The following is a 12,510-nucleotide window of genomic DNA, read 5'->3' as shown; positions in this document are numbered from 1 at the left end:
GAGCGTCGGCGGCGCGCTGATGCCACCGGTGATGGGGGCGGCCGCCTTCGTCATGGCCGAGTTCACCAAAATTCCCAACGGCAACAGCCTGGTCGCCGCCGCCGCCGGGGCGGTGGTGTATTACTTCGCCATCCTGTCGGCCGTGCATTTCGAGGCCAAGAAGCTCGGCCTGCAACCGGTGCCGGCAGCCGAGATCCCGGCCTGGCGCGAGGTGCTGGCCGACGCGCATCTCGTGATCCCGATCGGCGTGCTGGTCTGGCTGATGACGGAACGCTGGTCCGGCAACTTCGCCGCCTTCAGCGCCACCATGTCCATGGTGGGCGTGGCCTTCCTGCGGCGGCGCACGCGGATGACGCCGATGCAGATCCTGGACAGCCTCGCCCGCGCCGGGCTGACCATGGCGCCGCTGGCGGTAACCATCGCCGGGGCCGGCATCGTAGTCTCGGCGCTGACCGCCACGGGCATGGTGGTGGCCTTCGGCGGCATCATCAAGGAAGTCGCCGGCGGCGACCTGGCCATGTTGCTGCTGCTGCTGGCGATCACGGTGCTGATCCTCGGCATGGGGATACCCACCACGCCGAGCTACATCATCGCGGCCGCCATCGGCGTGCCGCAGGTGCTGGAACTGGGCGCCTATCTGAATGTGGACATGCTGCAGGCGCACATGTTCGTCTTTTATTTCGCGGTGCTGGCGGATACCACGCCACCGGTGGCCGCGGCCGCCTTCGCCGCGGCGGCGATCGCCAAGGCCAGCCCGCTGATGACGGCGCTGCATTCCTCCCGCTATGCCATCGCGGGTTTCGCGGTGGGCTTCGCCTTCATCTATGACCCCGGGATCATGATGCGTGGCGGGCTGGTGCAGATCATCGGCTCCATCGGCATCATGGCCGGCGCGCTGGTGCTGTTCACCTCGGCCTATGCCGGCTTCCTGATGGCGCCGATGAATGTGCCGCTGCGCCTGGTGCTGGGCGCGCTGGGGCTGGCGGTCGCCTTCCTGCATGCGATCCCGGATGCCGGGCGCTTCGCCATTGCCTTCGTCTCGCTCGGCGTGGTCGCGGCCTGGCAGATGGTGGTGACACGGCGAGCGGCGGTGACGGACGGGTTGCGGTAGGGGCCTACCCCTCCCGCAAGCCGCCCGCGCCGGGTTCTACCGCCGCCGCATGCCCGTCGGGTACAGCCGGCCGCCCGGTTCCGCGCGCATGGCGTCCAGCACGAAGCCGCGCGGCATGTCGACCAGCTCCGGGATGGGGACGGCGTCCTGCGCCGCGTCCCATGCGGCGTGCATCGGGCGGCCCTCGCAGCCCGCGGTGCCGAGGCCCAGCAGGTGCAGCACGGTCGGCGCAATGTCGGTCAAATCGGCCGGCGCCTGCACCACCGCGCCGCGGCGGAAGGGGCCGCCCTGCATCACCAGCACCGTCGCCAGCTCCGCCCGGTGCAACCCGCCATGCATGCCGCCGCCTTCCGGCACATCCGGCGCATCGAAGGGGGCGTGGCCGGGCAGGCCCCATTCATCGGCCTCCGCACTGCCGGCGAAGGTGGCAACAAGGTCAGCGCTGCGGCGGTGGCCGCTGCCGAGCACGGAAAGCGCCATGGCCTGGCCGGCCGGCAGGATGGCGGGGTCGCGCGCCAGCAGCGGCCCGGCCCAGGCCTGCGTCGCCAGGAATTCCGCCACCTGCGGCGCCAGCGCGGCATCGCGGAACCACAGTCCCGGCGCGGCGGCCGGCGCCACCACCACATCCACATCCGGCGCCATGCCGGTGCCCGCACGAAAGCCGGCGCGACGCAGTTCGGCGGCGAGGGACAGCTTGCCCCGGCCGGTGACATGGCCATGGTCGGACAGCACGATGATGCCGATCTCCGCCGCATCCGGCTGGGCATCCCGCCACGCCATCACCTGGCCCACCACCGCATCCGAGGCGCGCAGCCCGGCCTGCGCCTCCGCCGAGCGCAGCCCGGCATAGTGGAAGGCGATATCCGGCTCCGACAGCCAGAGCAGCGCCACATCCGGCCGCAGCTTCGGCAGCACATGCTCCAGCAGCACCCGCCCGGCATGGGCGATGCGGCCGAGATTGGGCACGGCATGCGGCGGCGTGGCGCCGATCTCGGCGCGGACCAGCGCGGCGGTCGCACCATCCGTATCCTCGACATTCCAGCGAAAACTGCCGAGGCGGTCCGCCGCCGGGTGCAGCAGCCGCGCCGCACCCCCGGTGCCGGCGCTGACCAGGGCAAAGCTGCGCCCGGCCCCGGCCAGGCGTTCCCCCAGGCTCGGTCGTTCCAGCGGGCTCTCGGCACCCCGCGCCATGGCCAGCACGTCCTCCACCAGCTTGGTCCGCAGCAGCCGGTCCGGCGCCACGGCGGCATCGAACAGCGTATTCGCCACCATGCCATGCCCGCCCGGTCGGCAGCCGGTGATGAGGGAGGGGGTCGCCACCCGCGTCTCGCTGGGGAAGACGCTGCGCGCATTGGCGAAGCGCGTGCCGGCAGCGGCGAGCGCCGCCAGGTTCGGCGTGGCCTCCGGCGAGACCATGTCCGGGCGCAGGCCATCGAGGGCGATCAGGACAAAACGTGGCATGCGGTCACTCTCTCCAATTTCTCATTGACCCCCCGGCGCCGCGCGGTGGAAGCTGCGGACAAGCAGGGACGTTGTCGAGGTTTCATGGCGGTACGCACCACCATCTACCGAGGCCACCGTATCCACTCCGTACCGCACGGCCCGGGCTGGCGCCTGCGGATCGTGCTGCCGCGGCGCGGCGGGGCCACCGTGCTGCGCAACCGCGTGCCGCGCGGCCTGCCGCAATTGCTGGCGGAAGCGCGGCTGCATATCGACCGGCTGCTGGATGGGGCGGCCTGGCAGCACGCCCCGTAGCGAGGCTCACCGCAGCGTCGGGTCCATCTTGTCGCGCAGCCAGTCGCCGATCAGGGACACGGAGAGCGTGGTCAGGATGATGGTGAAGGCCGGCGCCAGCAGGATCCACGGCGCCCGCGTCAGATACTCCCGCCCATAGCCCACCATCGAACCCAGCGAGGTCGCCGGCGGCTGCACGCCGAGGCCGAGGAAGGACAGCCCCGATTCCAGCAGGATGATCTCGGGGAAGGCGAGCGTCATGGACACGATGAGCGTCGAGGCGATGTTCGGCAGCACGTGCCGGCCATAGATGCGCCAGGGCGAGGCACCCAATTGCCGCACCGCCGCCGCATAGCCCTGGCCGCTGGCCGAGATCGCCAGGCCGCGCGCGATGCGGGCGTAGCGTTCCCAGGCATGGAAGCCGAGCAGGCAGATGAACAGCACCATCGAATTGCCGAAGAAGGCCAGCACCGACAGCGCCAGGATCAGGAAGGGCAGGCTGGCGGAGAAGTCGACCAGCGCCAGCACCACCTGTTCCACCACGCCGCGGAAATGCGCCGCCAGGAAGCCCAACGTGGTGCCGATGACGGCGCCGATGATGGTGGCGCCGAAGGCGATCAGCAGGCTCATCCGGATCGAATAGATCAGGCGGGCCATCACATCCCGGCCCAGCTCATCCGTCCCCAGCGGATGCAGCCAGGTGCCGCCCATGAAGATCGGCGGCGACAGCCGGTTGCGGAGGTCGAGCGCGGTATAGGCGTAGGGGCTGATGATATCGGCCAGCAGCGCGATGCCGAGCATCAGAACCAGCCAGAACAGGCCGAAGATGACCATCGGCGGCGGCAGCGCCCGCGCGCGGCGGGGCGGCGCGGTGGCCAGGGTGACGGGGGCGGTGATGTCGGACATGGTCAGGCCACTCCCGCTGCGCGCTTGGGTTGGTTGCGAAGCCGCGGGTCCAGCAGCCCGTACAGCAGATCCACCACCAGATTGGCGGTGACCATGGTGGCCGCCACCAGCAGCAGGATGCACTGCACCACCGCGAGGTCCCGGTTCGCCACGGCCACCACCAGCAGCCGGCCCACGCCGGGCCAGGAGAACACGCTTTCGACCACCACGGCGCCGGCGATCAGGCTGCCCACCATGAAGCCGATGATGGTGACGGTGGGGATGGCGGCATTCGGCAGCGCATGGCCCCAGACCACCCGGCGCCACGGCACGCCCTTGGCGGAGGCGGTGCGGATATAGGGCTGGCCCAGTACCTCCAGCATGGCGCTGCGGGTGAAGCGCGCCAGCACCGCGGCGCCGCCGACGCCCATGGTGATGATGGGCAGGATCGCATGCCGCCAGCTTTCCTGCCCGCCGGAGGGCAGCCAGCCGAGCTGCACGGCAAAGACCAGCACCAGCAGCAGGCCGAGCACGAAGGACGGCACCGTGAAGCCCGCCACCGCCAGCAGCATCACCGCGCGGTCGATGAAGGAATTGCGGTACAGCGCCGCCGTGATGCCGGCCGGAATGCCGAGGCCGAGCTTGATGACCAGGGCCGGAATGGTCAGCGCCAGGGTTGCCGGAATCCGCTCCGCCACCAGCACGATGGCATCGCGCCCGTCACGCATGGACCGCCCCAGGTCGCCCTGGAGGATGGCGCCGAAATAGTGGAAATATTGCAGCAGCAAGGGCTGATCGAGGCCCCAGGCGGTGCGGAAGGCATCCACCGCCTCGGGCGGCGCATCGGCACCCATGATGATCTGCGCCGGGTCACCGGACAGGCGCAGCACGATGAAGGCGAAGGTCACCACCATGATAATGGTGATGGCGGCGCGCAGCAGGCGGCTGCCAAGGAATCGGATCATCTCAGGCGGCTTCCTTCAGTAAGCCATTGCCGGGCGCAACCTCGCCCTGCGCGACATGGCAGGCCACCATGCGGCCATCGCCGCTGCGCGGCTTCAGCACGGGGGTTTCGCGCGCACACAGGCCGGTGGCGAAGGCGCAGCGCGGGTGGAAGGCGCAGCCGGAAGGGCGGTCCGCCGGATTGGGCGGGTCCCCCTGCAGCACGATGCCGCGCCCGACCTTGCCAGGATGCGGAATGGCCGAGACCAGCGCCTGCGCGTAGGGATGCGCTGGATCGTGCAGCACCTCATCCGGCTCGCCTTCCTCGACGATGCGGCCGAGATACATCACCGCCACGCGGTGGCTGACCTGCCGCACCGCGCGCAGATCGTGGCTGATGAACAGGATGCCGAGGCCGAGGCTGGATTGCAGATCCACCAGCAGGTTCATCACCTGCGCCTGGATCGAGACATCCAGCGCGCTGATCGGTTCGTCGCAGACCAGCAGGGCAGGGTTTGTCGCCAGCGCGCGTGCCAGCACGGCACGCTGGCGCTGGCCGCCCGACAGCTCATGCGGATAGCGCGCCGCCTGGTCCGGCCGCAGCCCGACGCCGCGCAGCAGCTCCGCCGTCCGTTCGGTGCGCTCGGCCGGCGTGCCGATCTTGTGGATCTCCAGCGGCTCCATCACCTGCGTGCCGATTGGCAGGCGACGGTCCAGCGCACCCAGCGGATCCTGGAACACCATCTGCATGTGCGCGCGCGACTTCCGCCAGGCCTCGGTGTTCGGCGTGGGCATCGCCTTGCCCTCGAATTCCACATAACCATTGTCGGGCTTCTCCAGCCCGAGCACGAGGCGGCCGGTGGTGGATTTGCCGCAGCCGGATTCACCCACCAGCCCCAGCGTGCGGCCGCGCTCCAGCTTCAGGGAAACGCCGTCCACGGCGCGCACTTCCACCGACTTGCCGAACACGCCGCGCCGCATCGCATAGCGCCGCGTGATGTCTTCGGCGAGCAGCAATTCTCCGCCGCTTCTCATGCGTAGGCCGCCTGGTCCTGGGTGACGGTAAGTGTGGCGCGGATACAGGAAGCGCGATGGCCGCGACCCAGCCCGACCTGCTCCGGCACCGCGGCGTCGCAGGCGGAGACATGCATCGAACAGCGCGGCGCGAAGGCGCAGCCGGGTGGCATCGCCCAGGGCTCCGGCACGCCACCCGGAATCGCTGACAGCTTGCGGCGCGGGCCATGCAGCGGCGGCAGTGCGCCGAGCAGGCCGCGGGTGTAGGGATGCGCCGGCGCCTCGAACAACCGTGCGCTCGGCGCCTGTTCGACGATGCGCCCGGCATACATGACGCAGACGCGCTCACAGCTATCGGCGACCACGCCGAGATCATGCGAGATCAGCACCAGCGCCATGCCAGTGTCCTTCCGCAGTTCCTGCAGCAACGTCAGGATCTGCGCCTGGATCGTCACATCCAGCGCCGTGGTCGGCTCATCCGCCACCAGCAATTCGGGGCGGCCGGCCAGGGCGATCGCGATCATCACGCGTTGGTTCTGCCCGCCGGAGAGTTCATGCGGCCAGGCGTCGAGGCGCCGGGCGGCGTCCGGGATGCCGACCTGGTCCAGCAGGCGCTTCGCCTCGGCGCGCGCCTGCGGGCCATCCATGCCGCGATGCAGGCGCAGCGCCTCGATGATCTGCTTGCCGATGCGGTGCACCGGATTGAGGCTGCTGGCCGGGTCCTGGAAGATCATCGCGATGCGGCCGCCGCGCACGCGGTCCAGCACATTGGGCCGGGCGTGCAGCAATTCCTGCCCATCCAGCTTTACGCTGCCGGAGACGGTGGCACGGCCCGGCAGCAGGCCCAGCGCGGCGAGCCAGGTCACCGACTTGCCGCAGCCCGACTCGCCAACGAGACCCACGGATTCGCCCGGCGCCACATCAAGGTCGATGCCGCGCAATGCAAGCTGTTCGTCAAAGGCGACGCGCAGCCCCTTGAGCGAGACGAGCGGGGCGGTCATGCACCCACCCGCAGGTTGCCGGGACCGAAGTTCATCGCCCAGCCATTCGCGGCACGCCAGCCGATATCCTTGCGCTTCGCCGTGAAGGCGGCGGCCTGGTGCAGCACGATGTAGCCGGGGTCCTCGCGTTCCACGATGGTCAGCAGGCGGCGGAAATGATCGCGCCGGCGCGCGATATCCGTCTCGGTCTCCAGCGCCGCGGAGGTGCGGTTGAATTCCTCGTTCGACCACTCGCCGGTGCGCTCGGCCTCCGTGCGCGGGCCGAAGCTGCGCAGGATGCCGGCGACCGGATCGCCGAAGATGGAGGTGTTGGACCAGTCGCGCACGCCGCGGCCCGGCGTGCGGGCGGTGACCTGGGCAAAATTCTCCTGCATCGCGATCTGCACGTTGATGCCGACCGCGCGCCACATCTCGATCATGATCTGCGCATTGGAGACCTGGTTGATGTAGTAGTTGTTCAGCAGGCGATAGGTGATGGGCTGGCCCTGGTAGTTCGCCTCCCGCAGCAGGCGCCGCGCCTCGGCCGGATCGAAGCGGGGGTTTTCCCAATCCGCCAGATACATCGGGCCATAGCTCTCCAACTGCATGCCGCGCGGGATCGCGGTGCGTCCGGCCCAGAGCGCATCCACCGCCACACGCCGGTCAATCGCATGCGTCATGGCGCGGCGAACCCGCGCATCGGCCAGCACTGGGTTGGTCTTGTCGAAAGACAGCTTGCGGATGTTGTTGATCGGGCTGCCCAGCACTTCGAAGCGCGCATTGCGCTCCACCACGCCGATCTGGTCGGGCGGGATGTCGCAGGCGAAGTCGTACTCGCCGGAGAACAGGCCGTTCACCCGGCCGGAAACCTCCGGCACCTCGACGAAGCGCAGCCGCCGCGCGGGCGGGCGGCCACCCCAGTAGTCGTCATGCGCCTCCATCACCAGTGATGTGTCGGGGCGGAATTCGGCGATGCGGTAGGGGCCGGTGCCGATGGGCGCGCGGCCCCATTCCAGCCAGCTCGGCGCGGCGGCGAAAGCCTCACGCGACAGGATGGCACCCACGCTCTGCGCGATGCGGCCTTCCAGCGTCACATCCGGCGTGCGGTTGATGAAGCGCACCGTGTGGCGATCGACGATCTCGATCCGGTCGAGCCCCGGATAGGTGCGGCGGCTGACGGCGACAACCTCGGAGGGCGGCTCCTTCGTCGCGGTGCCGGCCAGCACGGTCGATTGGCCCGCGCCGGTCGCGCCCTGCGTGCCGAACAGCCGCTCGGCGAAGGAGAAGGCGACATCCTCGGCCGTCATCTCCCGCCCGTCGTGGAAGCGCACACCCTGACGCAGCGTGAGTTCCAGCGTCGCGGCATCCGGTCGGCGCCATTCGGTCGCCAGGCCCGGAACCAGTTCGGCATTGCCGAGCCAGTTCGTGCCGATCAACTGTTCCGCGTAGAGGCCATGGATGCGGAAGCCGACATTGGATTGTTCGCGCGGCGGCTCGAAGGTGTTCGAGTTGGACAGCTTCTGAACTGCGATGGTCAGCGTCGGCCGGTCATCGCTCTGCGCGATCGCTGGCATCGCCAGCAGCGTCGGCGCCGCGAGGATCGCGCGGCGAGAGAGGTGGATCATGCTCAGGCTCCCCAATTGCTGCCGCGGAAGTCCATCACGAAGGACTGCGAGGCGCGCCAGGCGATGTCGCGGCGCTTGGCGGTGAAGTTGGCGTTGCGGTGCAGGACGACGTAGCCCGGGTCCTCGCGCTCGATGATCTCGAGCATGCGGCGCCAGACGATGCGGCGGCGCGGGCGGTCCATGCTGGTTTCCAGCTCATCGGCCAGGTCGCCGAATTCCTCGTTGCGATATTGCTCGCGCAGCCAGGGCGCACCGGCGCGGCCCCAGGTGCCTGACATCTGGATCGAGGGATCGTTCACCACGGCGGAGGCGGACCAGTCATGCACGCCGCGGCTGGTCTTGTCGCCGGCCTGGATCTGGCCCCAATTCTCCACCATCTGCAATTCGACATTCAGGCCGATGGCGCGCCAGCCTTCGACGTTGATCTGCGCGGTCGCGGTCTGGTTGGTGTAGTAGTTGTTCAGGCAGCGATAGGGGATCGCCTCGCCGCGATAGCCCGCCTCCCGCAGCAGGCGGCGCGCCTCGGCCGGGTCGAATTTCGGTACCTCGATATCGGCGAGGTACATGTCCGCGTAGAATTCCCATTGCAGACCGCGCGGCACCGTGGTGCGCCCGCCCCACAGCGCGGCGACGATCGCCTCGCGGTCGATGCTGTGGCTCATCGCCCGGCGGATCAGCGGGTTGGCCAGCACCGGATGGCTCTTGTTGAAGACCAGGTAACGGGTGTTGTTGATCGGCCCGCCTGCGACCTCGAAACGCGGATCTGCGGCGATGCGCTCGATCTGATCGGGCGGGATGTCCGAGGCAAATTCGGCCTCGCCGGAGACCAGCATGTTCACGCGGCTCGCCACTTCCGGCACTTCGGCGAAGCGCAGCCGGCGGATCGGTGGGCGGCCCTGCCAATGCTGGTCGAAGGCGTCCAGGGTCAGCATCTGGTCCGGCCGGTATTCCGCGATGCTGTAGGGACCGGTGCCGATGGGCCGGCGCGCCCAATCCATCCAGGACGTTGCCGCCATGAAGGCGTGGCGATTGGCGATGACCGCGGCGGTGCGTGCCATGCGGCCCTCAAGCACGATGTCCGGCACATTGTTCACCACGCGCAGGCGGTGTGGCCCGAGAACCTCGATCCGCTCGAAGCCCGGGAAGATGCGACGCGCGCCTTGCACCACGGCCGTGGGCACCTCGCGCACGCCACCGCCCCACATGCGGTCCGGCCCAAAGGAAAAGGCAACGTCCTCGGCGGTGAAGGCATCGCCATTGTGGAAGCGCACGCCCTCGCGCAGCGTGAATTCCACGGTGCGGTCATCGACACGCTCCCAGTGCGTGGCCAGGCCGGGCTGCAGGGACATGTCGCCGACCCAGTCGGTATCGATCAGTGGCTCCACATAGTTGCGGAAGATGCGGGTGCCGACATTGGATTGCTCGCGCAGCATCTCCAGCGTGTTGGAGGTGCTGATGTTCTGCACCGCGACCGTGATGGTGCGGCGCCCATCGGTCTGGGCGATGGCCGGCGCAGGCAGGGCCAGGCTGGCGGCGCCGAGTTTCAGGGCAGAGCGACGGGAGATCTTCATGGCTCAGGCCCCCCAATTCTGGCGGCGGAAATCCATCACGAAGGATTTCGCCGGGCGCCAGGTGATGTTGCGGCGCTTCGCGGTGAAGTTCGCGGTCTGGTGGATGACGTTCACCACCGGATCCTCACGCTCCATGATCTGCAGCATGCGCGCGAAGATGGCGGCGCGGCGCGTGCGGTCCGTGCCGGACTCAAGCTGCGGGACCAGTGCCATGAACTCCGCATTCTTCCACATGCCGTTGCGGCTGAGCGAGCCGCGCGGACCATAGGTGGTGGGGATGAAGGAGACGGGGTCGTTGAAGAAGGCCGTGACGGAGTGCTCGAACATGCCGCGGCCGGGACCGGCGGCCTGCACCTGGCCCCAATTCTCCACCATCTGCATTTCCACGTTCAGGCCGGCCGCGCGCCACATCTCCATCATCACCTGACCGGTGGAATTCTGGTTGGTGTAGTAGTTGTTGAGCATGCGGTACGGGATAGGGTCGCCGCGATAATTCGCCTCGCGCAGCAGGCGGCGGGCTTCCGCCACGTCGAAGCGCGGCACGGACCAATCCGGAGCGGTCATCGCCTCGAAGAAGGGGAATTGCAGGCCGTTCGGCACTTCCGTGCGGCCGGCCCACAGGCTGTCCACGATCGCTTTGCGGTCCACCGCATGCGTCATGGCGCGGCGCACCAGCGGATTCTCCAGCGCGGGATGCGTCGTGTCGAAATGCGTGACGCGGTGGTTCATGATGACGCCGCCCACCACCTCAAAGCGCGGATCGCGCTCGATGGTGGAGATCTGGTCGGGCGTGATGTCGCAGGCGAAGTCGTATTCGCCGGCGAACATGCCGTTGATGCGGGAGGACAGCTCCGGCACTTCCAGGAAACGGATCTGGCGGATCGGCGGGCGGCCGCCCCAGTATTCGTCGAAGGATTCCAGCACCAGGCGGCTGTCGATGCGCCATTCGGCCACGCGATACGGGCCGGTGCCGACCGGCATTTGGAAGAAGGGGCTCCAGCCGCCGGCACGCGCGAAGGCCTCGCCGGGCACGATGCTGCCGGCGCGGTGCGACAGCCGGCCTTCCAGCGTCACGTCACCGGTGCGGTTCACCCAGCGCAGCCGGTGCGGGCCGAGGATCTCGACCTTCTCGAAGCCCGGGAAAGTCCCGCGCGCGCCGGCGGCAACCTCCGGCGGCGGGGCGCCAGGCCCGGCGAGGCCTTCGCGGCCAAACATGCGTTCCGCGCTGAAGGTGAAGGCGACGTGTTCCGCCGTCAGCTTCGTGCCGTCATGGAAGCGCACATCGTCGCGCAGCTCGATCTCGACCGTGCGGTCATCGATGCGGCGCCAGGCGCTGGCGAGGCCCGGACGCAGCGTGAGATTGCCGGTCCAGTCCGTGTCGATCAGCGGTTCCTTGTACAGGTTGTACCAGCGCGTGCCGACATTGCTGGCCTCGCGGATGATATCCAGCGTGCCGTTATTGGTGATCTTCTGCACTGCGATGGTGATGACGGGCCGCTGATCCGCCTGGGCAATGGCGAAGCGCGGCAGGGTGGCCGCCGCCACACCGAGCGGCGCGGCGGCGAGCAGGGTGCGGCGGCTGAGCATGGATCAGGCCCCCCAGTTGGTGGCGCGGAAATCCATCGCGAAGGCGGGGCTGGCTTTCCAGCGGATGTCGCGGCGCTTGGCCGTGAAGGTCGCGTTCTGGTGGATCACCGTGTAGGCGGGGTCTTCGCGCTCCGTGATCTCCAGCATGCGGCGGAAGATGGCGCGGCGGCGCGGGCGATCCGTGCTGGTTTCCAGCTCGACGGACAGGCGGTTCATCTCCTCGTTCGTCCATTCGCCAACCTGCTGCTGCTGGCCGTTCGGGCCGTGCTGGTTGACGATGGAGGAGACGGGGTCGTTGAAGGGGGCACTGTTCGACCAGTCGCGGATCGCGCGCGTCGGGCTGCGCTCCAGGATCTGCGACCAGTTCTCCTTCATCTCGATCTGCACGTTCAGCCCGACCTGGCGCCACATCTCGACCAGCACCTGCGCGGTGGCGTTCTGGTTGGTGTAGTAGTTGTTCAGCAGGCGGTACGGGATCGGCTCGCCGCGGTAGTTGGCCTCGCGCAGCAGGCGGCGCGCCAGCGCCGGGTCATAGGCGGGCACGGACCAGTCGGCGTGGAACATCTGGTCGTAGTAGGGCCATTGCAGACCCTTCGGCACTTCCGTGCGGCCGGCCCACAGGCTGTCCACGATCGCCTGCCGGTCCATGGAATGCGTGATGGCCTGGCGAACGCGCGCATCGCGCAGGGCAGGAAAATTCTTGTCGAAGCAGATCAGGCGATGGTTGAGGATGGTGCCGCCCTGCACTTCGAAGTTCGCGTTGCTCTCGATGCCCGGGATCTGGTCCGGCGGCAGGTCGCAGGCGAATTGATATTCGCCGGAGAGCAGGCCGTTGATGCGGGAGGACACCTCCGGCACCTCGACGAAGCGGATCTGGCGCAGCGGCGGGCGGCCGCCCCAATAGGCGTCATGCGCCACCAGCGTCAGCGACACGTCCGGGCGATACTCCGCCACCATGTAGGGGCCGGTGGTGATGGGCTTGCGCGCCCAGTCCATCCAGCTCGCCGCCTCCTCGAAGCCGCGGCGGCTCATGATCTCGCTGCCGTAGCGTGAGAGGCGGC

At 68.8% G+C, this 12,510-nt stretch carries 11 protein-coding genes; 2 read left to right on the top strand and 9 right to left on the bottom strand.

Features of this window, described 5'->3' with window-relative positions; translation table 11 throughout:
* Window positions 1–1,111: TRAP transporter large permease subunit (locus Q8S40_RS14720; RefSeq protein ID WP_305670968.1), on the top strand; the 1,111-nt coding region annotated here is incomplete at its 5' end.
* A 36-nt stretch (window positions 1,112–1,147) separates the two neighbouring features.
* Here Q8S40_RS14720 and Q8S40_RS14715 read toward each other — a convergent pair.
* On the bottom strand, window positions 1,148–2,572 hold the full coding sequence (locus Q8S40_RS14715) for an alkaline phosphatase family protein (RefSeq protein WP_305670967.1): 1,425 nt from the start codon (window positions 2,570–2,572) through the stop codon (window positions 1,148–1,150).
* A gap of 84 nt (window positions 2,573–2,656) precedes the next feature.
* Between Q8S40_RS14715 and Q8S40_RS14710 the strand changes: the two genes are divergently transcribed.
* Window positions 2,657–2,866, top strand: coding sequence for a hypothetical protein (locus Q8S40_RS14710; RefSeq protein ID WP_305670966.1), 210 nt, complete (start codon window positions 2,657–2,659; stop codon window positions 2,864–2,866).
* 6 nt (window positions 2,867–2,872) lie between these two features.
* Here Q8S40_RS14710 and Q8S40_RS14705 read toward each other — a convergent pair whose 3' ends face one another.
* The 8 genes from Q8S40_RS14705 to Q8S40_RS14670 all read right to left on the bottom strand — a co-directional run.
* Window positions 2,873–3,751: an ABC transporter permease gene (locus Q8S40_RS14705; RefSeq protein ID WP_305670965.1), complete on the bottom strand. Its 879-nt coding sequence runs from the start codon at window positions 3,749–3,751 to the stop codon at window positions 2,873–2,875.
* Window positions 3,752–3,753: 2 nt separating this feature from the next.
* Complete coding sequence (locus Q8S40_RS14700; protein ID WP_305670964.1) at window positions 3,754–4,695, bottom strand: ABC transporter permease; 942 nt, start codon at window positions 4,693–4,695, stop codon at window positions 3,754–3,756.
* 1 nt (window position 4,696) lies between these two features.
* Window positions 4,697–5,707 carry an ABC transporter ATP-binding protein gene (locus Q8S40_RS14695; protein ID WP_305670963.1) on the bottom strand — a complete coding sequence of 337 codons (1,011 nt, stop codon included), beginning with the start codon at window positions 5,705–5,707 and terminating at the stop codon, window positions 4,697–4,699.
* The gene (locus Q8S40_RS14690; RefSeq protein WP_305670962.1) at window positions 5,704–6,687 is read right to left on the bottom strand and encodes an ABC transporter ATP-binding protein; all 984 of its coding nucleotides are present in this window, start codon (window positions 6,685–6,687) and stop codon (window positions 5,704–5,706) included. Before Q8S40_RS14690 ends, Q8S40_RS14695 begins: the two co-directional genes overlap by 4 nt.
* Complete coding sequence (locus Q8S40_RS14685; protein ID WP_305670961.1) at window positions 6,684–8,291, bottom strand: ABC transporter substrate-binding protein; 1,608 nt, start codon at window positions 8,289–8,291, stop codon at window positions 6,684–6,686. The genes Q8S40_RS14690 and Q8S40_RS14685 overlap by 4 nt, the downstream gene beginning before the upstream one ends.
* Window positions 8,292–8,293: 2 nt before the next feature.
* Complete coding sequence (locus Q8S40_RS14680) at window positions 8,294–9,862, bottom strand: ABC transporter substrate-binding protein (RefSeq protein ID WP_305670960.1); 1,569 nt, start codon at window positions 9,860–9,862, stop codon at window positions 8,294–8,296.
* A 3-nt stretch (window positions 9,863–9,865) separates the two neighbouring features.
* Window positions 9,866–11,449: an ABC transporter substrate-binding protein gene (locus tag Q8S40_RS14675; RefSeq protein ID WP_305670959.1), complete on the bottom strand. Its 1,584-nt coding sequence runs from the start codon at window positions 11,447–11,449 to the stop codon at window positions 9,866–9,868.
* A 3-nt stretch (window positions 11,450–11,452) separates the two neighbouring features.
* A partial coding sequence (locus tag Q8S40_RS14670) for an ABC transporter substrate-binding protein (RefSeq protein WP_305670958.1) occupies window positions 11,453–12,510 on the bottom strand: 1,058 nt, incomplete at its 5' end.

Source organism: Falsiroseomonas sp. (assembly GCF_030695085.1).
Lineage (GTDB): Bacteria > Pseudomonadota > Alphaproteobacteria > Acetobacterales > Acetobacteraceae > Falsiroseomonas.
The sequence above is the reverse complement of the archived record's forward strand: the minus strand, read 5'-3'. Positions and strand labels throughout refer to the sequence as shown.